The sequence below is a fragment of the Winogradskyella pulchriflava genome, assembly GCF_042434315.1.
GTDB classification, from domain to species: Bacteria; Bacteroidota; Bacteroidia; order Flavobacteriales; family Flavobacteriaceae; genus Winogradskyella; species Winogradskyella pulchriflava.
On the sequence record NZ_JBHLTQ010000002.1, the window covers coordinates 62,130 to 82,260 of the forward strand.

Genomic DNA, 20,131 nt, shown 5'->3' on the forward strand with positions numbered 1-20,131 from the left:
TTTAATGAGCATTACCACAATACTTTTCTTTGTTTTTATTGTAGTTGTTGGTGTTCAAATTATTTTTTACCTCTCTTTTCTTTTTTCATTTTCTGCTAAGCGTCCCGAAACTAGGTTAAAAAAACATGTACCTGTTTCTGTAATTATCTGTGCAAAAAACGAAGCTAAAAACTTGGAACAGAATCTTCCGTTTATTTTAAATCAAGACTATTCAAATTTTGAAGTTGTTTTAGTTAACGACAGTTCATCTGATGGTACATTGGACGTAATGAAAAAATTTGAAGCAGAATACGACAATATTAAACTGGTCAATGTAAAAACCATTGAAGCATTTTGGGGCAATAAAAAATATGCTTTAACCCTAGGTATTAAAGCTTCTAAACACAACTTTTTGGTTTTTACTGATGCTGATTGCAAACCAAGTTCAAACAAATGGCTGGCGCATATTAGCAGCAAATTTTCTAACCAAAAAGCTATCGTTTTAGGATATGGCGCTTATGCTAAAAAGCCTTTTTCATTTCTAAATCAACTCATTAGATTTGAAACTGTAATGACCGCTTTACAATATTTCTCATATGCCAACTTAGGAATGCCATACATGGGAGTGGGCAGAAATATGGCATATAGAAAGGAATTGTTTTTTAATAACAATGGTTTTAACGGTCATATATCCATAAAATCTGGCGATGATGATTTATTTATAAATGAAGTTGCAGACAATAAAAATACAGCACTTTGTTTTTCAAAAGAAAGTTTTACAATTTCAAAACCTAAAACATTTTTTAAAGATTGGATCTTACAAAAACGCAGACATATCAGCACTGCTTCGTTCTATAAAACGAAACATAAGTTCTTGTTAGGTCTATTCTATAGTTCGCAAATCCTTTTCTGGTGTTTAGGGATATTACTTCTTATAACAACATACAATTGGCAATGGGTTATAGCACTAATTGTACTGAGGTTTTCAATACAACTTACAAGTTTTGGGCTCACCGCAAAAAAACTAGATGACGTTAATCTTATCTTTTTAGCACCTGTTCTAGAATTATTTTTAATTAGTACACAATTATTTATCTTTATTGCTAATCTCATATCTACACCAAAACATTGGAAATAAAAGACGCAATTACAAAAGCAAAGCAGAATGATCAGATTGCGTTCAACTTTCTATTAGACACTTTTTGGAACGATGTTTATGCTTTTCAATTAAAGCGCACTGAAAATGAAAACGATGCTGAAGACATTACCATTCAGACATTTTCTAAAGCTTTTGACAAGATTAATACCTACAATGAAGATTATAAGTTTAAAACTTGGCTGATTACAATTTCAAAAAACATTCATATTGATTTAGTAAGAAAGCAGAAAAAAACTATTAGAAATACTTCAAAAGATAACGATGACAATTATTTCGACATTATTGACGACTCACCTACTCCTGAAGATAAAATTATTACAGAGCAAAACCTTGCCAAGCTTTTAAGAGATATAAAAAAACTAAAGCCTCATTATCAAGAAGTTATTAATTTACGTTATTTTCAAGAATTAAGTTACAAGGAAATTTCTGAAGAGCTTAATGAGCCTATAAACAACGTAAAAGTGAAACTTTTAAGAGCAAAAAAACTCTTGGCAGCTATTATTACAAAAACCTAATGTTATCTATAGTAAAAAAACTGGGCCCTGGATTATTATTCGCAGGTGCAGCAATAGGTGTGTCTCATTTGGTACAATCTACTAGAGCTGGCGCGGATTTTGGCTTAGGTTTACTCTGGGCTTTGTTACTCGTTAATGTATTTAAATATCCTTTCTTTCAATTTGGTCCACGCTATGCAGCTGCAACTGGTGAGAGCTTATTGGAAGGCTATCAAAAGTTAGGTAAAGGTGTTTTAATTGCTTATTTTATATTAAACTTGGCCACAATGTTTACGATTCAAACTGCAGTAACTATTGTTACAGCTGGCTTGGCACATTCAATTTTTGGTGACCTTAGCTTTTTAAATTTTGGTTTTGAAAGCATAAGTAGTGTAGAAATTTGGACGGTAATAATCCTAATGGTTTGTTTATTTATTCTCTTTTTAGGAAAATACAGCACTTTAGATAAACTCATTAAAATTATAATTGTTACACTAACCATTAGCACCTTGACTGCTGTTTCCTTTGCTTTTATTGAATTCGACAAACCAATAGCTCTGTTACAGGTATTACCAGATAATACTACAGAAATTATCTTCTTAATTGCCTTTATGGGATGGATGCCTGCACCATTGGATATTTCGGTTTGGCACTCTATTTGGGCAATTGAAAAGAAAAAAGACGAAGGTTCCTTCACACCAAAACAAGCACTACTGGATTTTAATATTGGTTACCTTGGAGCAATAATTTTAGGTATCGCTTTTGTTTGTTTGGGCTACTTTATAATGTTCAATACAGGAGAAACCTTTAGTAATAAGGCAGCAGTTTTTTCGAATCAATTAATAGACTTATATACCAAAAGTTTAGGCAGTTGGGCCTTTGTAATTATTGGCATTGCTGCATTTACAACCATGTTTAGTACAACTATAACAACATTGGATGCTTCACCAAGAGCTATGACCAAAAGTTTAGAAATCTTATACCAAAAATCTCTAAAGAATGGCTATTTATACTGGATATTAATCCTTGCTTTCGGTACTATTTTTATATTCCTTGCTTTTGCTTCAGAAATGGGATTATTAGTAAAAATAGCAACCATCCTCTCTTTTATTACGGCTCCTTTTTATGCCATTATCAATTACAAATTAATTTCAAGTAAGCACACTCCAAAAGATTGGAGACCAAGCTTAAAACTGCATATTTTATCTTGGATGGGAATCTTATTTTTATTTGGTTTCAGCATATGGTACCTAACTTTTCTTTAACCTGTTTTAATTTTTTACTTCGTATCTTTGCGTTCTGAAATTATAAATGCATGGAATCTAAAGTTGCCTCAAATATTTTACCAGAACGTAAGCCAAAATGGCTTAGGGTAAAATTACCAACTGGAAAAAAATATACAGAACTCAGAAGCTTAGTAGATAAGTACAAACTTAATACTATTTGTACTTCTGGTAGTTGTCCTAATATGGGAGAATGCTGGGGAGAAGGTACTGCAACATTTATGATTTTAGGAAACGTGTGTACGCGTTCTTGCGGATTTTGTGGTGTAAAAACAGGACGACCAGAAACTGTAGATTGGGATGAGCCAGAAAAAGTAGCACGCTCCATTAAATTAATGCAAATAAAACATGCCGTTTTAACAAGTGTAGATAGAGATGACCTAAAAGATATGGGAAGTATTATGTGGGCTGAGACCGTGAAAGCTGTCCGCAGAATGAATACTGAAACGACATTAGAAACTTTAATCCCAGATTTCCAAGGTATAGAAAAACACATTGACAGAATTATTGATGTAGCTCCTGAGGTGGTTTCTCATAATATTGAAACTGTAAGACGGTTAACGCGCGAGGTTCGTATACAAGCAAAATACGATCGTAGCATGGGAGTTTTAAAATATTTAAAACAACAAGGCCAACGTAGAACAAAATCTGGTATCATGCTAGGTTTAGGAGAAACCAGAGAAGAAGTTATTGAAACACTCCACGATTTACGAGAAAACAATGTAGATGTTGTAACTATAGGCCAATATCTACAACCAAGTAAAAAACATTTACCTGTAAAACGATTTATCAATCCTGATGAGTTTAAGGAATTTGAAGAAATAGGATTAAGTCTAGGTTTTAGACATGTAGAAAGTAGTGCTTTGGTAAGATCTTCATACAAAGCGCAAAAACATATCAACTAATGATTAAGGTTGCCATAAACGGATTTGGTAGAATTGGTCGTCGTGTATTTAGATTAGCACTTCAACACCCACAAATAAAAATTGTTGCCATAAACGATTTGGCAGATGCAAAAACTTTAAGTCACTTACTAAAATATGATAGTATTCATGGTGTTTTAAATAATAGTATCTCTTTTGACGATACAAATATTATCATAGACGATATCTCCATTCCATTATATAACCTTTCTCATCCAAAAACTATTGACTGGACTACTGTTCAACCAGATTTTGTTATAGAATCTACAGGAAAATTTAAAACCAAAACAGAATTACAACATCATATTAACAACGGAGCAAAACGTGTTGTTTTATCGGTCCCTGCACAAGACGAGGATATAAAAACCATTGTTTTTGGAGTAAATGATAATAGTATAGATGGCTCTGAAACTATTATATCTAACGCTTCATGTACCACAAACAATGCTGCTCCAATGATAGCTTTAATAAAGCAACATTTAGGCATTGAGCAAGCGTATATTACTACAGTGCACTCCTACACTACAGATCAAAGCTTACACGATCAACCTCATAGAGATTTAAGACGCGCTAGAGCTGCTGGTCAATCTATAGTTCCAACCACAACTGGTGCTGCTAAAGCCTTAACAAAAATTTTCCCAGACTTATCAGATGTTATTGGAGGTTGTGGTATTAGAGTTCCTGTCGCAAATGGATCTTTGACAGATATAACTATAAATGTGAAAAAACCCACTTCTATTACAGAAGTGAATTCAATTTTTAAAAATGCTGCAACTTCTAAGCTAAAAGACATTTTAGAATATACAGAAGACCCTATTGTTTCTATTGATATTGTAGGTAATACACATTCGTGTGTGTTTGATGCATTAATGACTTCGGTCATAGGAAATATGGTAAAAATTGTAGGTTGGTATGATAATGAAACTGGCTACAGTTCAAGAATTTTAGATTTAATTTGCAATTTATCGGATAAAAAAGCACTTTTGTCGAATAAATAATTATATTTGTTCTTTAAGGAGAGCTGAAATGTCCCGAATCAAATATTACATATTTGTCTTTTTAGCATGTGTTAGCAGTCTGATTTTCGCACAAAAAATTGGTGCAGAAGATTCAGACATGTTATCTTTAAGACTACAAAATCACGTAGATCAGGCTAAGCTAGATAGTGACCGAGGTGACTACTATAATGCATTGGACAATCTTAGTAAAGCAATAGATATTGCTGAAAAAATAGAGGACAAAAAGAGTCTAGGAAAAACCCACACTAAAATAGCCAAAGTTCAGTTTTTGGTTGGCGAAACAGATAAAGCCAATGTATCTTTAAATAACGCTATAAACATTCAGCGTGAAATTAGCGATTATCCAAACCTAGCTATTACTTATAATATTAAAGGTGTTATTCTTAATACAAAAGAAGAATATGAGGATGCATTAGGATACTACAAGTCTGCTATAACCCTATTTGAACAAGAAGATTTAGAGGAATATATTTCCGAAGTTACATTAAACGAAGCTAAAACCTATATTGCGTTGCAACGCTATGACGAAGCCAAATCTCGACTAGATAAAACCATTATTATAGCAAAGAAATACAACCAAAGACGAAGACTTAGTAGTGCTTTAATACAATCTGGTAAAATTTATAGTGTTCAAAACAATAATGATTTAGCATTATCACAAGTTGAAGAAGGATTATCTATTGCAAAAGCCTATAAACTTGTAGAAAACATTAATGAAGCTTACCTCACCTTAAGCGATATTCATAAAAAAAGAGGAGATTACAAAAATTCGTATGAGTTTATCACAAAACATATACAGTTATCCGATTCAATACTAGATGTAAAACGTGAAAATCTTGCTCCAGGTATTACAGGGCAATCCATATCTAAATATAAAGATGCTCAAAACGCACAGCTTAAAGCCCAAATAGATGAAGTTAGTGCAGAAAGTAATTTCACAAGGATTACTACTATATTAAGTATAGCTCTTATTACCATATTATCACTTTTAACCTTATCGCTATATAAAAACAATAATATAAGATTAAGAACCAACAATATGCTACATACTAAAAATGATGAGCTTATTGTTGCAAAAGAAAAAGCAGAATTAGCGTCTAAGACTAAGGCCAACTTTTTATCTACAGTAACACACGAGTTACGTACACCACTTTATGCGGTTACTGGCTTAACAAATATGTTATTAGATGAAAACCCAAAAGAGCATCAAATACCACATTTAAAATCATTGAAATTTTCTGGCGATTATCTACTAACGTTTATTAATGACATTCTTCAAATCAATAAAATTGAAGCTAATAAAGTTGAGCTAGACCCAGAAGTATTCAACCTTAAAAATAAAATAGAAAACGTAATTTCTGCACTTGGCAATTCTGCTAAAGATAATGGTACAGAATTACATTTTGACTATGAAGACGGTTTACCAGAAACATATAATGGTGACCAATTAAAGATTTCCCAAATCTTAATTAACCTACTAGGAAATGCTATTAAATTCACAAAAGATGGTGACATCTGGGTGAGAGCGTACAAAATTGGCAAAAAAGACAACACCTACACGCTGCGCTTTGAAATTGAAGATAATGGCATTGGTATTACAAAAGAAAAACAAGACCACATGTTTGAGAGCTTCTCCCAGGGCTCTGTACAGATTAACCGTAAATATGGTGGTACTGGTCTAGGTTTATCTATTGTAAAAGGACTTATCAAAATTTTAAAGGGTAACATTTACTTAAAGAGTGAGCTTGGAAAAGGCACAACATTCTTTTTTGAAATTCCTTTAGAATATGCTGAAGAAGCTAAGAAGCCTATAGTAGAAAAAATTAAAAAATCTAATAAGATGGAAGATTTGGATTTAAGTGAAGTTAAAATTTTGATTGTTGAAGACAACAAAATCAATCAGATGATTACCAAAAAGATCCTTAACAAAATGGGACTTTATTGCGATGTTGTAGACAATGGCGAAGCCGCTGTGGAACAAGTAAAATCAACAGCCTATAATGTAGTGTTAATGGACATTCACATGCCAGGTATCAGTGGATTAGAAGCCACAAAGATTATCAGAACTTTTGATAAAGACTTAACCATCTTTGCACTTACTGCTGTAACGCTAGAAGACAAAATGCATGAATTTGGTGAAGCAGGCTTTAATGACATTATTTCTAAACCTTTTAAACAAGAAGATTTTGAAAATAAACTACATGATGTACTTTCTGGAAAGGAAGTAACCTCTAGTTTCTTCTAATCAACGAATGAGTTAATACTTTTATTAAAAGTTTCAGCATCATCAATCTTTAATTGTATAGGTATATAGAATAATTTAGACGCTAAATTTTCATTATCAGATAACCTTACGTAGTCCTTTTCAGTAGTAATAATTAAATCTTTCTTTTCCAACATCTCTATATCCATTGGTCTAAAACTGTAATGATCTGGATATTCTATATGATTAAAAGCCAATCCCCTTTTTGTTAAAAAATCAACAAGTGGTTTTGCATTAGCAATTCCGGTAACAAGCGTAAATTCCGATAACTCATTCAACGTTAACACATTATTTTTAGATATTACTTTTTCGGAATAATCAATATGACTAAAAAATGCTTTTTGATGTGCTTGCAACTTTAACTTTGAAATAATCTTATTTTTTTCTTCTGCAGATAAATCCGCAGGACACTTTGTAACCACAATAACATTTGCTCGCTTTGAGCCAGAACGCGGCTCTCTTAAATTTCCGGTAGGCAAAACAATATCGTTAAAATAAAGATTGTAATAAGCGGTTAGAAGAATATTAAAGCCAGCATTAACTTTTCTATGTTGGTAGGCATCATCCAATAAGATAACTTCAGGTTTATTTTCTAAGGACATTAATTGCTCAATACCGTTTTGGCGATTACCATCTACAGCAACTGTAATATCATTAAATTTTCTAAAAAATTGATAAGGCTCGTCACCTATAGTATCTGCCGTTGCTGTTTTATCACCCAAAACAAAACCCTCAGTAATACGTTTATAACCTCTACTTAAGGTAGCAACAGATTTTTCATCTTTTAATAAGCGTATTAAATATTCAATCATTGGTGTTTTCCCAGTGCCACCAGTACTTAGATTACCTACACAAATTATAGGAAAATCATACGTTTTTGAAGATTTTACACCTTTATCATATAACCAATTTCGTAACCAAGTTACCACGTAGTAAATAGGTACAATTGGAAACAATATTTTACGGATAAATTTCACGAGCACTAAAATATATTATTTTTGAAACAAATATACACTTATGATTATACAAGACGTAATTAATCACTTGCACGACTTAGCTCCATTAGCTTATGCCGAAGATTTTGATAATGTAGGCCTTTTAGTAGGTGATAAAAATCAAAAAGTTTCTGGTATTTTAGTGACATTAGATACACTTGAAGCTGTTGTTGACGAGGCTATTGCTAATAATTGTAACCTTATAGTTAGCTTTCATCCTATTATTTTTAATGGTTTGAAAAAATTAACAGGAAAAACCTATGTGGAGCGTGTTGTTATTAAAGCCATACAGAATAACATTGCAATATTTTCAATCCATACAGCATTAGACAATGCAATAGAAGGAGTTAATTCTATTATTTGTGAACAATTAGGTTTAAAAAACAAAAAAATCCTAATTCCACAATCTGGCACAATAAAAAAACTACAAACGTATGTTCCTCAAAATAATGCTGAAGAATTGCGTAAAGCTTTGTTCAAAGCAGGTGCAGGTAGCATTGGTAACTACGAGTTCTGCAGTTTCAATACTCAAGGAGAAGGTACTTATAAAGGCAATGAAGATTCAAACCCTGTGATAGGCAAAAAAGGAAAATTACATACCGAAAATGAAACTGCAATTTCCGTAACCTATAAAAAACACTTAGAGTCTAAAGTCTTAAAAGCCTTATTTGAAGCACATCCTTACGAGGAAGTTGCTTACGAAATTTTCACCCTTGATAACAACAACCAACATATTGGAATGGGAATGATAGGTGAGCTTCCAACCGAAATGAATGCCACTGAATGTCTGCGATATGTGAAACAAAACATGCAGACGGATTGCATAAGACATTCAAAACTCATTGATAGACCCATTAAAAAAATTGCAGTTTTAGGCGGCTCAGGCAGTTTTGCTATTAGTGCGGCAAAAGCATCAGGTGCTGACCTTTTTGTCACTGCAGACCTTAAATATCATGATTTTTTTAGTGCCGAAAATAGTATCATATTGGCAGATATTGGGCATTATGAAAGTGAACAGTTCACAAAATCCTTTTTAGTAGACTATCTCTCAAAAAAAATTACTAATTTTGCAATCATTTTATCAAAGACAAATACAAATCCGGTAAAGTATTTATAATTATGGCAAAAAAAGCTGAAGCTACTGTAGAAGAACGTCTAAGAGCGTTATATGATTTACAATTAATTGATTCTAGAGTAGATGAAATAAGAAATGTCAGAGGTGAACTTCCATTAGAAGTTAGAGATTTAGAAGATGAGGTTGAAGGACTGAATACTAGATTAGAAAAATTGAATGACAGTCTTGCAATTATTGATGATGAGATTAAAGGAAAAAAGAATTTAATCGAAGAAGCTAAATCTTTAATCAAAAAATATAGCGAGCAACAAAATAACGTTAGAAATAACAGAGAATACAATTCATTAACAAAAGAGATTGAATTCCAAGAACTTGAAATTCAATTAGCTGAAAAGCACATTAAAGAATTTAAAGCTCAAATAGAACAAAAGAAAGAAGTTATTTCTGAAACTAAAGATCGTCTTAAAGATCGTCAAACACACCTAAAGCACAAAAAAGGTGAGTTAAATGAAATCTTAAAAGAAACAGAAAAAGAAGAAGAAGCTTTAATTAGTAAGTCAGAAGATTTCCAAAAGAAAATTGACGAACGTTTAGTAAAAGCATACTTAAGAATTAGAAATAATGTTAAGAATGGTTTAGCGGTTGTACCAATTGAGCGTGGAGCTTCAGGTGGTTCTTTCTTTACTATTCCACCACAAGTGCAAGTTGAAATTGCTTCCCGTAAAAAAGTAATTACAGATGAGCACAGTGGACGAATTTTAGTTGATTCGGCTTTAGCTGAAGAAGAAAAAGCAAAAATGGATAAGTTATTTGCTAAGTTGAGTAAGTAAATTAATCCTTTACAATACACAGAAGCCTTTGCATCCGCAAAGGCTTTTTTTTAATATAATTTTAAAATAATAAAAATTAAGGTTTTGTAACTTTAGACGACTACCTAAAAAAGAAAGCAAACTTCAGGGTTTCTATTGATGTAGATTCTGAAATAAATTCAGTATAAAATGAAAAAGTTACTTTACATTTTAAGTATCAGTTTATTATTTAGTTGTCATAACTCGGCTCAAGTCAGTGAAAAACAAAAGGCAGTAATCGAGGCCGAACCTGTTGAAGTACCATTACAAGATGGCAAAGCCAGAGCTTATTTTGCTAGTGGTTGTTTTTGGTGTGTAGAGGCTATTTACGAAAGTATTAAAGGTGTTGAAGAAGTAATTAGTGGTTATTCTGGAGGGCATACAGAAAATCCAACCTACGAGTCTAGCAATACAGGCAAAACAGGACATGCAGAAGCTGTAGAAGTGATTTACGATCCTGAAGTTATAAGCTTTTCGAGTTTAGTAGATGTGTATTTTGGTTCTCAAAATCCAACACAAGTTAATGGACAAGGACCAGACAACGGCTCTCAATATCGTTCTATCATCTTTTATCAAAATGATGAGCAGAAGAAAATCATAGAAGACAAGAAAGCCGCCTTAGCTAAAGAATTAGATGCTACAATTGCAGCCGAAATTTATCCGTTTCAAAAGTTTTGGGAAGCTGAAGCATATCATCAAAATTATGAGCGTCTTCACCCTAATCAAAGTTATATTAGGAATGTCTCTGTCCCTAGGTTGAATAAGTTTAAAGCTAAATTTCCTGAGTTATTGAAGGAAGACGAGAAGCATTAATGTAATAGACCTTTCAGGTTTAAAAAACCTGAAAGGTCTCAAACTAAATTTTAATTGCCTTCAATTCAAATATCATAGGAAATAACTGATTTTTCATTTTATACATTCCGTTGTCAAGTTGTATTAAATCTGGAAATACATCATACGGACTTTCATCATACTCATTAAGATATTCTATTTGCAATCCGGCTTCTATAAGTGAATTTACAACTTCGCTTAAGCCATGATTCCAACCGTATTCTTTACTAACCATTTTTGAAGACTGATTGGCATACGTACCTTCATATTCTTCATAAATAACTTCATCTTGGTTGTAATGGTGTTTCATCACTGGTTTACCTTCAACATAATCAAACATCCATAAAATAGGATGAAACTCTACAATATAAAACGTTCCACCAACTTTTAAACGTTCTGAAATCATTTTTGCCCAAGGCTTTAAATCTGGTAACCAGCCTATAGTTCCATAACTTGTAAAAACGATATCAAAAGTTTCAGAAATATGTTTAGAAGTGTCTAAAACATTACAACAAACAAACTCAGCGTCAAGTTTTAATTCTGCATTTAATTGCTTGGCAAGTTTTACTCCTTCATCACTTAAATCCACACCAACACACTTAGCACCCATTCTACTCCAACTCAGCGTATCTTGCCCAAAATGACATTGTAAATGCAATAAAGACTTACCAGAAACATCTCCTAAAGCGTTTAGTTCATAGGGCATCAAAGAAGTTGCTCCAGCCTTAAAAGCATCCATTTTATACATCTCACTTTCGGCATGTACACCTACTTTCTTGTTCCAAGTCGCTTTATTTACTTCAAAATAATTAGTGTTGTCCTCCATTGTTAGTTAATTTTGTCTCTAAATTAAAATTTCTTTTAAAATGAAGTCATTATATCTAGGTCTGATTTGCTTATTATTTGTTTTTTCATGTAAATCTGAAAAGAAAGAAGCCACAATCGAAAAAGAAACTCAAGAATTAACCACTGCAGAAAAAATTGCTAATGCTCATGGTTATGAAAACTGGAAAAATGTCGAAAAAGTAGAATTCACTTTTAAAGTAGATAGGAATTCTATAAAAGGTAATGGAAGATCGTGGACATGGTATCCCAAAAAAGATAGTGTTATTATGAAAGCTGGTGAACAAATCGTAAAATTCAACAGGAACAAATTAGATAGTGTACCACCTAATGCAGATAGAAACTTTATTAACGATAAGTTTTGGGCATTTGTACCTTTTCAATTGGTTTGGGACAATACAGCAACAATTTCTCAGCCCAAAAAAGCTGAATCTCCTATACACAAAGAGCAATTAGACATGATAACCATTTTATATGCAAACGAAGGTGGCTACACACCTGGAGATGCCTACGATATTTATTATGATGACAACTATATGATTAAAGAATGGGTATTTAGAAAAGGAAACTCTGAAGAACCGTCGTTAACCACAACATTCGAAAATTACAAAGATTACAATGGTATTAAAATCGCCACTGACCACAAACAAGAAGGCGGTAATTGGAACCTAAATTTTACTGATGTGAGTATTACTTTGGAGGAATAAGTTTATGGCATTACTTTTGCATTCTATAATGTAAGTTTCACGTCATAGTTTCGGCTTAAAACGTATAGCTTACATTTTCCGCCTTTTTGGCGCCTATATATATTCAAAGCACTTTACCTTATTAGTTAGAGTGCTTTATTTTTTAATGAAACTCATTTTACAAAAGCCATAGGCTGAATGTAAAATGAATAGTTGAATTAATCCCGTTGAAAAACGGGATTTCATACAAAAACATATTACCCTCTAAAATCCTCTTTTACATGAGCACCATCGCAATACGGCTTGTTTTGTGACGCTCCACAACGACAAAACGCAGTGGTTCTATTTTTAGTTTCCTTTTTCCCATCTTTATGAGTCACATGCAAAGTGCCATAAACCAAAAGCGGTCCGTTCTCTAAAACTTCAACTTTGGTATCAAGGTTTTCAGAAGTCTTATCCTCTTCATTATTCATATAAAAACTCAAAGCTCCTGATGGACATTTCTTTACTGTATCGACTATAGTCTCAGTAGAAGCCGCATCAATTTTAATCCAAGGACGCTCTTTTGGCTGAAAAACATTTGGAGACCCTTTGACACAAACACCAGAGTGTATACATTTTTCAGGTTCCCAAACTATTGTAACCTCACCATTGGTGTACTCTTTTGACTTTCCCATATCTATATCCTTTGTCTAAAGATAACTAAAATTCTAATTAAAAACACCTCTTTAATCCTTCACTTTAAATCCTTATTTTTGTTACAAACCGAAAAACAAATTCACCTTGTCCAATTATAAAAATAGTCTTGACTATGCTAAGCAACAAGACACATTAGACGAATTATCAAGCTATAGGCAACAGTTTCATATTCCAAAAGATAAAAACGGAAATGAATTAATTTACCTCTGTGGCAACTCACTAGGCTTACAACCAAAATCTACAAAAGATTACATTAATCAAGAATTAGAAGATTGGGCAAATCTTGGTGTAGAAGGTCATACCGAAGCTAAAAACCCTTGGTTGCCGTATCATGAGTTTTTAACGGAAGCTACTGCTAAATTAGTTGGAGCCAAACCTATTGAAGTTGTAACAATGAATTCGCTTACTGCGAATCTTCATTTTATGATGGTTTCGTTTTACAAACCAACAAAAGAACGTTATAAAATAGTTATAGAAAGTGATGCGTTCCCATCTGACAAATATGCTGTAGAATCGCAATTGCGCCATCATGGTTATGATGATAAAGAAGGGCTTATTCTTTGGAAACCTAGAGATGGTGAAGAATTATTACGATATGAAGACCTAGAAGCTATTTTAGAAGCTCATGGTAATGAAATTGCATTGGTAATGATTGGTGGTGTGAATTACTACACTGGGCAGTTTTTTGATTTTAAACGCATTACAGAACTTGGTCATAGCTATGGATGTAAAGTTGGATTTGACTGTGCGCATGGTGCAGGAAATGTGAATTTAGATTTACACAACTCAGGAGCAGATTTTGCAGTTTGGTGTACTTATAAATATCTCAACTCAGGACCTGGAAGTCTCTCTGGTTGCTTTGTTCACGAGCGTCATGCTTTCGATAAAAACTTAAATCGTTTTACAGGTTGGTGGAGTCACAATAAGCAAACGCGTTTTAACATGCGACACGAGTTTGATGTGTTGCCTGGAGCTGAAGGTTGGCAACTCAGTAATCCACCAATATTATCTATGGCAGCAATTAAAGCCTCTTTAGATATGTTTAATGAAGTTGGCTTAGACAAACTTCTAAAAAAGTCAAAAGCATTAACTGGATATTTCGAGTTCTTACTAAAGCAACTGGGCGAAGATACCATTAGAATCATTACACCAGAAAACCCTAATGAACGTGGTTGCCAATTATCCATACAAGTATTGAACGCAGATAAAAAATTACACGACAAACTAACCGAAGTCGGAGTCATAAGTGACTGGCGAGAACCAGATGTAATTCGTTGTGCACCTGTACCATTGTATAATTCGTTTGAAGATGTTTATAGAATGGTTGAAAAAATGAAAAATATATTAAGTTAAGTTGTCATTCCTGCGAATGCAGGAATCTAATTTAAAATTGCAACTAGAAATCATAAGATCCTGAATCAAGTTCAGGATGACAAAAATAAAATGAGTAACAAACAACAAAACATACTAATAATTGGAGCTGGCCTCTGCGGTAGTCTCCTTGCGCTTCGCCTAGGCCAACGCGGTTACAACGTAACTGTTTACGAAATGCGTCCAGATTTACGTAAAACAGATATTTCTGCTGGTCGTTCAATAAATCTTGCCTTTTCAGATCGCGGCAATAAAGCCATGAAACTAGTTGGTATTGAAGACAAAGTAAAGGAATTGTGCATTCCTATGAATGGTCGTATGATTCACGATAAAGAAGGCAATACCTTCTTATCTAATTATAGTGGTCGCGATTATGAATATATTAATTCAATATCTAGAGGAGAACTTAACGGTTTACTATTAACAGAAGCAGAAAAGCACGAAAATGTCACCATTCATTTCAACAAAAAATGTAAATCCGTTGATTTTGAAAAGACAACAGCTCTATTTAAAGATTACATTACAAAAGACGAATTTATAGAAGATGCTGATTGCATTATTGCTACAGATGGAGCAGGTTCAGCTTTGCGTAAAAGCTACTATTTGGGTAAGAAGTTTTTGTTCAGTTTTTCGCAAGATTATCTAACACATGGCTACAAAGAGCTGAGTATTCTGCCAACTGAAAATGGTGGTTACAAAACCTATAAAAATGCACTTCATATTTGGCCACGAGGTGATTTTATGGTTATCGCATTACCAAATTTAGATGGTAGTTTTACAGTGACATTATTCTTAAGTTACGATGAAGGCGAGTACAATTTCAATAATTTAACCACACCAGAAATTGTGACAGAATTTTTTCAAAAAGAATTTCCTGATGCTTTGGAATTGATGCCAAATCTAGTTGAAGACTTTTTTGAAAACCCAACAGCACCTTTAGGGACTGTAAAATGTTCGCCTTGGCATTATAAAGGTAATACTTTGTTAATGGGTGATTCTGCTCATGCTATTGTTCCATTTTACGGACAAGGTATGAATGCCTCTTTTGAAGACGTTGTAGAGTTTGATAAAGTCTTAGACCAAAATTTAGATAATTGGGAAGCCATTTTTGAAGCTTACGAGAAAAACAGAAAGAAAGATACAGATGCCATTGCCGATTTAGCCATTGATAATTTTCATGAAATGAAAGACCATGTAGGTCAGGCGATTTTCCAAGAAAAACGAAAAATTGAAATGATGCTCGAAAAAGAATTTCCAGAGGATTATTCTTCAAAATATAGTTTAGTTACTTTTAATGAAGATATTGGTTACAGAGAAGCGATGTTAAAAGGACGTGCACAAGACAAAGCAATTTTAAATATGTTAGCTGATGGAATTATTTCTACATCAGATGACCCAAAAGATATTTTAGATAAAGTAAAAAGTGAAACTGAAGCAATTTTAGAAGATGATAGGATTGCTGGATTGCGATGAATTGTCATTCCTGCGAAGGCAGGAATCCATAACATCTATAACAATTAAAAAATAGATTCCTGCCTTCGCAGGAATGACAAACATTATGAGTAACAAAAACAATGAGATTCCTGCTTCCGCAGGAACTGGAGTAACACCAAGAGGAGCATACCCACACGTAAAACAAGTTGGCGATTTCATTTTCGTTTCAGGCACAAGTTCTCGCAGAGCAGACAACACTATTGCTGGAGTGGATATTATTGACGAAATGGGTACTAAAAAGTTAAACGCCTACACCCAAACTCAAGAAGTACTAAAAAACATTGATAAGAACCTTCAAAAAGTTGGTGCAAGCTTAAAAGATGTCGTTGATGTCACATCCTTTTTAGTAAACATGAATGACTTTGCGGACTACAACAAAGCTTACGCTGAGTTTTTTGAAAAGGAAACAGGACCAACCCGAACGACTGTTGCTGTTCATCAGTTGCCTCATCCAGATTTGGTGGTGGAGATTAAGGTTGTTGCTTATAAGAAATAATTAGTTTAATGAAAAAGTTTATTGCCTATTTTGATTATTTGGGATACAAAGAATTTATAGTAAATAATGATAGTGAGCACCATCATTATAGAGTAGCACATATTCAAAGAGATATTGAAGCTGCATTAGCCAAGGGAAAATATTATAAAAGAGGTAATCAATTGATAAACGATGTTAGTGATTCACCATTAATTACAGTTAACATATCAGATACAGTGTTGTTTTGGACTAAAGATGATTCAATTGAATCATTCAAGGAACTAATTGAAGTTTGTTATGAGTTTAATTGGTCTCAAAACAATTGGAATTTCCCTGTAAGAGGATCAATAATTCATGATGAAATATATATTTTAGATGGGAAGCTGGCCACGAAAACAGGTGGCTATTACAACGTCAATACGATTTATGGCAAAGGAATTGTAAACTCTCATATTAAAGCTGAAAGTCAAGAGTGGGCAGGAACAGTCATAGATAATTCTGTAATTGAAAAATTATATAGTTTTAATGAATTAAGTATTTTCGAGTATTTAAAAAAGTATGCCATAAAATATAAAGTACCATACAAAAAGTCTAATATATTGAATATAGAGTATGTTCTCAAATTAACTTCAAGAGAGTCCAATGATGCTAAAGAATTTGTAGTTTCAGAAAAAAATGTAATGGATGTTTTTAAAATGGACAATAAGGTCATTAATCATCCTTCGGTGCAAATCAAGCTCAATAATACGATAGAGTTTGTACGCTACTTAAAAGAAATATTAAATGATTAAAATCAAAAACTACATAAACGGAAAATTCGAAAATCCAATTCAAAATAACTGGATTGACAACTATAATCCTGCAAGTGGTACCATTTATGGGCAGATTCCAAACTCAACAAAAGAAGATGTTGAGAAAGCCTATAAAAGTGCCAAATCTGCTTTTAAACAATGGTCAGAGACTAGTTTAGAAGAACGCAGTCGTATTTTAATTAAAATTTCTGAGTTACTAGAAGCTAACTTACAACAGTTTGCAGAAGCCGAAAGCTTAGATAATGGCAAACCCATAGCATTAGCTAAAACTGTTGATATCCCAAGAGCAGCAAGTAATTTTAGATTCTTCGGAAATGCCATAACGCAGTTTGCTAGTGAAAGTCACGAATCCGTTGGACAACAAGCCATAAATTACACCTTACGCCAACCAATTGGTGTTGTTGGTTGTATTAGCCCTTGGAACCTTCCACTCTATCTCTTTACTTGGAAAATTGCACCAGCAATCGCAGCCGGTAATTGTGTAGTTGCCAAACCAAGCGAAGTCACTCCAATGACTGCTTTTCTTTTAGGAGAAATCTGTATTGAAGCTGGTTTACCCAAAGGTGTTTTAAACATTGTACATGGTTTAGGAAACACAACTGGTCAAGCCATTATTGAGCATCCAGATATTAAAGCCATTTCATTTACAGGAGGCACAGCTACTGGAGCACATATTGCAAAAGTCGCTGCACCAATGTTTAAAAAGCTATCTTTAGAATTAGGCGGAAAAAACCCGAATATCATTTTCGCTGATTGTGATTATGAGGATATGTTAGAAACAACAGTGCGTTCGTCTTTTGCCAACCAAGGTCAAATTTGTTTATGCGGAAGTCGTATTTTTGTGGAAGCTTCAATCTATGAGAAATTTAAAACCGATTTTGTAGCTAAAGTAAAAGCACTAAAAGTTGGACATCCATCAGAAAAAGACACCAATATTGGCGCCTTAGTTTCCAAACCACATCTTAAAAAAGTAAAAGAATATATTAACATAGCTAAAGAAGAAAACGGAACCGTTTTATGTGGTGGAAATGAGGTGACAGTAAAAGGTTACGAAAAAGGCTATTATTTAGAGCCAACGGTTATCGAAGTTCCTAATGATGAATGTAGAGTAAACCAAGAAGAAATTTTTGGGCCAGTAGTAACAATTATGCCATTTAACACGGAGGATGAAGTCCTTGAAATGGCAAACAAAGTAAAATACGGGTTATCAGCAACCCTTTGGACGAACGATTTAAAACGTACCATGAGAATGAGCAATCAATTACAAGCTGGCATTGTTTGGGTTAATACTTGGATGATGCGTGATTTACGAACACCTTTTGGTGGTGTAAAAGCATCAGGCGTTGGTCGCGAAGGCGGTTTTGAAGCCTTACGCTTTTTTACGGAAGCTAAAAATATATGCATAAAATACTAAATCAAAATACCATGAAAATTAAAATCACAACACTATTATTATGTTTTGTTAGCACTGCTCTATTTGCGCAAAAAGACTGGAAAACATTAGAAAAAGACAACTATGCCATAAACTATCCTGAAGATTGGATTTCTAGCGACCAAAAACCACAACCTACAATGCAATTTTTACTCTTATCTGATGAAAAATCTCAAGAAAAAGATCAATTCAGAGAAAATATCAACTTAACAATAGAAGATTTAAGAGGGCAAACGTTAAGCACTGAAGAGTATGTTAAAATCTCCTTAGATCAGATTACATCTCAGATTCCAAATTCAAAAATAATTTCTAATGATGCTATAAAAATAGATGGGTTTGAGGCTAGAGTTGTAATATGGTCAGCAGATTTTGGCAATGGCATGATATTAAAATTCAAGCAAATATTACTTATAAATAGCGGTAATGCGTATGTATTAACCTTTTCGTCAACCGCTTCTGAATATGACCAATACATTGAAATAGGTGATAAAATTCTTAACAGTTTTAAATTAGCTAAATAAATGAACTTTGAACTTAACAATAAACACGCTCTAGTTTGTGGAAGCACAGCAGGTATAGGTAAAGCAACAGCTTTAGCATTAGCTGAAGAAGGCACAATTGTTACTCTTGTTGCTAGAAATGAAGGCAAACTTAAAGCTACACTTGCGGAATTGCCTCAGCATAGAAATCATGATTATATTGTTGCAGATTTTTCTAATCCAACAGAATTAAAGACCAAAATATCAGATTATATTTCTAAAAATCATGGTTTTCATATTTTAGTTAATAATACTGGTGGACCTGCTGGTGGACCCGTTTTTTCTGCAAAAATTGAAGAATTTGAAAACGCATTCACTCAACATTTAAAATGCAATCATGTATTGGCACAAGCAGTTGTCCCCTTTATGAAATCACAAAATTATGGTCGTATTATAAATGTTATTTCAACCTCAGTAAAACAACCTTTGGATGGACTTGGAGTAAGCAACACGATACGTGGTGCTGTGGCCAATTGGAGTAAAACGCTGGCTAATGAGTTAGGTCAGTTTGGTATCACAGTAAATAACGTATTACCAGGAGCCACTGGCACTGAACGCTTAGCAGAAATTATAAAAAACAAATCAGCTAAAACAGGAAACTCGGAAGAGGAAGCTGCAAATGCCATGAAAAACGCTGTACCAGCAAAACGATTTGCAAAACCAGAAGAATTAGCTGATGCCATTACATTTTTGGCTAGTGCACGTGCTAGCTATATTAACGGAATTAATCTTCCTGTTGATGGCGGAAGAACAAAATCACTCTAATAGCCCATCCTAACCTTTCCAGAGGGAAGGAAACTGTTGTAGCAACTCATTCTGTAAAAAAATAGACCTCAGAGGTTTTAAAAACCTGTGAGGTCTTTGTATATTAGTAAAATATTTATTTAGTGTTATGGCTGTTATCAATCAGT

At 33.5% G+C, this 20,131-nt stretch carries 20 protein-coding genes; 17 read left to right on the top strand and 3 right to left on the bottom strand.

Going from position 1 to position 20,131, the window contains the following annotated elements; all coding sequences use genetic code 11:
• Nucleotides 1–4 precede the first annotated feature (4 nt).
• The 6 genes from ACFFGA_RS05420 to ACFFGA_RS05445 are packed head-to-tail and all read left to right on the top strand — an operon-like array spanning nucleotide 5 to nucleotide 7,102.
• Nucleotides 5–1,117 carry a glycosyltransferase gene (locus ACFFGA_RS05420; RefSeq protein ID WP_386060806.1) on the top strand — a complete coding sequence of 371 codons (1,113 nt, stop codon included), beginning with the start codon at nucleotides 5–7 and terminating at the stop codon, nucleotides 1,115–1,117.
• Entirely contained in the window at nucleotides 1,108–1,653 is a 546-nt protein-coding gene (locus ACFFGA_RS05425) for an RNA polymerase sigma factor (protein WP_386060809.1), read from the top strand. The genes ACFFGA_RS05420 and ACFFGA_RS05425 overlap by 10 nt, the downstream gene beginning before the upstream one ends.
• On the top strand, nucleotides 1,653–2,897 hold the full coding sequence (locus tag ACFFGA_RS05430; protein WP_386060812.1) for an Nramp family divalent metal transporter: 1,245 nt from the start codon (nucleotides 1,653–1,655) through the stop codon (nucleotides 2,895–2,897). The genes ACFFGA_RS05425 and ACFFGA_RS05430 overlap by 1 nt, the downstream gene beginning before the upstream one ends.
• Before the next feature lie 50 nt (nucleotides 2,898–2,947).
• Nucleotides 2,948–3,820, top strand: coding sequence for a lipoyl synthase (lipA, locus tag ACFFGA_RS05435; RefSeq protein ID WP_386060814.1), 873 nt, complete (start codon nucleotides 2,948–2,950; stop codon nucleotides 3,818–3,820).
• On the top strand, nucleotides 3,820–4,836 hold the full coding sequence (gap, locus tag ACFFGA_RS05440) for a type I glyceraldehyde-3-phosphate dehydrogenase (protein ID WP_386060817.1): 1,017 nt from the start codon (nucleotides 3,820–3,822) through the stop codon (nucleotides 4,834–4,836). Before lipA ends, gap begins: the two co-directional genes overlap by 1 nt.
• A 28-nt stretch (nucleotides 4,837–4,864) precedes the next feature.
• Complete coding sequence (locus ACFFGA_RS05445) at nucleotides 4,865–7,102, top strand: tetratricopeptide repeat-containing hybrid sensor histidine kinase/response regulator (RefSeq protein ID WP_386060820.1); 2,238 nt, start codon at nucleotides 4,865–4,867, stop codon at nucleotides 7,100–7,102.
• Here ACFFGA_RS05445 and lpxK read toward each other — a convergent pair.
• Nucleotides 7,099–8,097 (bottom strand): tetraacyldisaccharide 4'-kinase, encoded by a 999-nt coding sequence (lpxK, locus tag ACFFGA_RS05450; RefSeq protein WP_386060823.1) that lies wholly within the window; start codon nucleotides 8,095–8,097, stop codon nucleotides 7,099–7,101. The two genes, ACFFGA_RS05445 and lpxK, sit on opposite strands and share 4 nt — an antisense overlap.
• A 40-nt stretch (nucleotides 8,098–8,137) precedes the next feature.
• On the opposite strand from lpxK, the gene ACFFGA_RS05455 reads away from it, so the two are divergent.
• The 3 genes from ACFFGA_RS05455 (at nucleotide 8,138) to msrA (ending at nucleotide 10,851) form a co-directional block, all read left to right on the top strand.
• Entirely contained in the window at nucleotides 8,138–9,232 is a 1,095-nt protein-coding gene (locus ACFFGA_RS05455) for a Nif3-like dinuclear metal center hexameric protein (RefSeq protein WP_386060826.1), read from the top strand.
• A gap of 2 nt (nucleotides 9,233–9,234) precedes the next feature.
• Complete coding sequence (locus ACFFGA_RS05460; RefSeq protein WP_386060828.1) at nucleotides 9,235–10,020, top strand: zinc ribbon domain-containing protein; 786 nt, start codon at nucleotides 9,235–9,237, stop codon at nucleotides 10,018–10,020.
• A gap of 168 nt (nucleotides 10,021–10,188) precedes the next feature.
• Nucleotides 10,189–10,851: a peptide-methionine (S)-S-oxide reductase MsrA gene (gene msrA, locus ACFFGA_RS05465; protein ID WP_386060831.1), complete on the top strand. Its 663-nt coding sequence runs from the start codon at nucleotides 10,189–10,191 to the stop codon at nucleotides 10,849–10,851.
• A 43-nt stretch (nucleotides 10,852–10,894) separates the two neighbouring features.
• Here the strand turns inward: msrA and ACFFGA_RS05470 are convergent, their stop codons facing one another.
• Entirely contained in the window at nucleotides 10,895–11,695 is an 801-nt protein-coding gene (locus ACFFGA_RS05470; RefSeq protein WP_386060834.1) for a class I SAM-dependent methyltransferase, read from the bottom strand.
• A gap of 40 nt (nucleotides 11,696–11,735) precedes the next feature.
• Between ACFFGA_RS05470 and ACFFGA_RS05475 the strand changes: the two genes are divergently transcribed.
• Complete coding sequence (locus ACFFGA_RS05475; protein WP_386060837.1) at nucleotides 11,736–12,419, top strand: hypothetical protein; 684 nt, start codon at nucleotides 11,736–11,738, stop codon at nucleotides 12,417–12,419.
• Between the two features lie 236 nt (nucleotides 12,420–12,655).
• On the opposite strand, the gene ACFFGA_RS05480 is transcribed toward ACFFGA_RS05475, so the two are convergent.
• On the bottom strand, nucleotides 12,656–13,075 hold the full coding sequence (locus ACFFGA_RS05480) for a (4Fe-4S)-binding protein (RefSeq protein WP_386060839.1): 420 nt from the start codon (nucleotides 13,073–13,075) through the stop codon (nucleotides 12,656–12,658).
• 106 nt (nucleotides 13,076–13,181) lie between these two features.
• On the opposite strand from ACFFGA_RS05480, the gene kynU reads away from it, so the two are divergent.
• From kynU to ACFFGA_RS05515, 7 genes are all read left to right on the top strand, one after another.
• On the top strand, nucleotides 13,182–14,450 hold the full coding sequence (gene kynU / locus ACFFGA_RS05485) for a kynureninase (RefSeq protein WP_386060842.1): 1,269 nt from the start codon (nucleotides 13,182–13,184) through the stop codon (nucleotides 14,448–14,450).
• A 90-nt stretch (nucleotides 14,451–14,540) separates the two neighbouring features.
• Complete coding sequence (locus ACFFGA_RS05490; RefSeq protein WP_386060845.1) at nucleotides 14,541–15,941, top strand: FAD-dependent oxidoreductase; 1,401 nt, start codon at nucleotides 14,541–14,543, stop codon at nucleotides 15,939–15,941.
• An 85-nt stretch (nucleotides 15,942–16,026) separates the two neighbouring features.
• The gene (locus tag ACFFGA_RS05495) at nucleotides 16,027–16,458 is read left to right on the top strand and encodes a RidA family protein (RefSeq protein ID WP_386060847.1); all 432 of its coding nucleotides are present in this window, start codon (nucleotides 16,027–16,029) and stop codon (nucleotides 16,456–16,458) included.
• Nucleotides 16,459–16,466: 8 nt separating this feature from the next.
• Nucleotides 16,467–17,228, top strand: coding sequence for a hypothetical protein (locus ACFFGA_RS05500; RefSeq protein WP_386060850.1), 762 nt, complete (start codon nucleotides 16,467–16,469; stop codon nucleotides 17,226–17,228).
• A complete protein-coding gene (locus tag ACFFGA_RS05505) occupies nucleotides 17,221–18,663 on the top strand; it encodes an aldehyde dehydrogenase (RefSeq protein WP_386060853.1) in 1,443 nt (480 codons plus the stop codon). The genes ACFFGA_RS05500 and ACFFGA_RS05505 overlap by 8 nt, the downstream gene beginning before the upstream one ends.
• A gap of 11 nt (nucleotides 18,664–18,674) precedes the next feature.
• Entirely contained in the window at nucleotides 18,675–19,202 is a 528-nt protein-coding gene (locus tag ACFFGA_RS05510) for a PsbP-related protein (protein ID WP_386060856.1), read from the top strand.
• On the top strand, nucleotides 19,203–19,985 hold the full coding sequence (locus tag ACFFGA_RS05515; protein WP_386060859.1) for an SDR family oxidoreductase: 783 nt from the start codon (nucleotides 19,203–19,205) through the stop codon (nucleotides 19,983–19,985).
• Nucleotides 19,986–20,131 lie beyond the last annotated feature (146 nt).

Excerpts from the sequence above, each read along its gene's own strand:
- ACFFGA_RS05420 (WP_386060806.1), top strand. The coding sequence starts at position 5 with ATGAGCATTACCACAATACTTTTCTTTGTTTTTATTGTAGTTGTTGGT.
- ACFFGA_RS05430 (WP_386060812.1), top strand. The coding sequence starts at position 1,653 with ATGTTATCTATAGTAAAAAAACTGGGCCCTGGATTATTATTCGCAGGT.
- lipA (WP_386060814.1), top strand. The coding sequence starts at position 2,948 with ATGGAATCTAAAGTTGCCTCAAATATTTTACCAGAACGTAAGCCAAAA.
- gap (WP_386060817.1), top strand. The coding sequence starts at position 3,820 with ATGATTAAGGTTGCCATAAACGGATTTGGTAGAATTGGTCGTCGTGTA.
- ACFFGA_RS05445 (WP_386060820.1), top strand. The coding sequence starts at position 4,865 with ATGTCCCGAATCAAATATTACATATTTGTCTTTTTAGCATGTGTTAGC.
- ACFFGA_RS05455 (WP_386060826.1), top strand. The coding sequence starts at position 8,138 with ATGATTATACAAGACGTAATTAATCACTTGCACGACTTAGCTCCATTA.
- ACFFGA_RS05460 (WP_386060828.1), top strand. The coding sequence starts at position 9,235 with ATGGCAAAAAAAGCTGAAGCTACTGTAGAAGAACGTCTAAGAGCGTTA.
- msrA (WP_386060831.1), top strand. The coding sequence starts at position 10,189 with ATGAAAAAGTTACTTTACATTTTAAGTATCAGTTTATTATTTAGTTGT.
- ACFFGA_RS05470 (WP_386060834.1), bottom strand. The coding sequence starts at position 11,695 with ATGGAGGACAACACTAATTATTTTGAAGTAAATAAAGCGACTTGGAAC.
- ACFFGA_RS05475 (WP_386060837.1), top strand. The coding sequence starts at position 11,736 with ATGAAGTCATTATATCTAGGTCTGATTTGCTTATTATTTGTTTTTTCA.
- ACFFGA_RS05480 (WP_386060839.1), bottom strand. The coding sequence starts at position 13,075 with ATGGGAAAGTCAAAAGAGTACACCAATGGTGAGGTTACAATAGTTTGG.
- ACFFGA_RS05490 (WP_386060845.1), top strand. The coding sequence starts at position 14,541 with ATGAGTAACAAACAACAAAACATACTAATAATTGGAGCTGGCCTCTGC.
- ACFFGA_RS05495 (WP_386060847.1), top strand. The coding sequence starts at position 16,027 with ATGAGTAACAAAAACAATGAGATTCCTGCTTCCGCAGGAACTGGAGTA.
- ACFFGA_RS05500 (WP_386060850.1), top strand. The coding sequence starts at position 16,467 with ATGAAAAAGTTTATTGCCTATTTTGATTATTTGGGATACAAAGAATTT.
- ACFFGA_RS05505 (WP_386060853.1), top strand. The coding sequence starts at position 17,221 with ATGATTAAAATCAAAAACTACATAAACGGAAAATTCGAAAATCCAATT.
- ACFFGA_RS05510 (WP_386060856.1), top strand. The coding sequence starts at position 18,675 with ATGAAAATTAAAATCACAACACTATTATTATGTTTTGTTAGCACTGCT.
- ACFFGA_RS05515 (WP_386060859.1), top strand. The coding sequence starts at position 19,203 with ATGAACTTTGAACTTAACAATAAACACGCTCTAGTTTGTGGAAGCACA.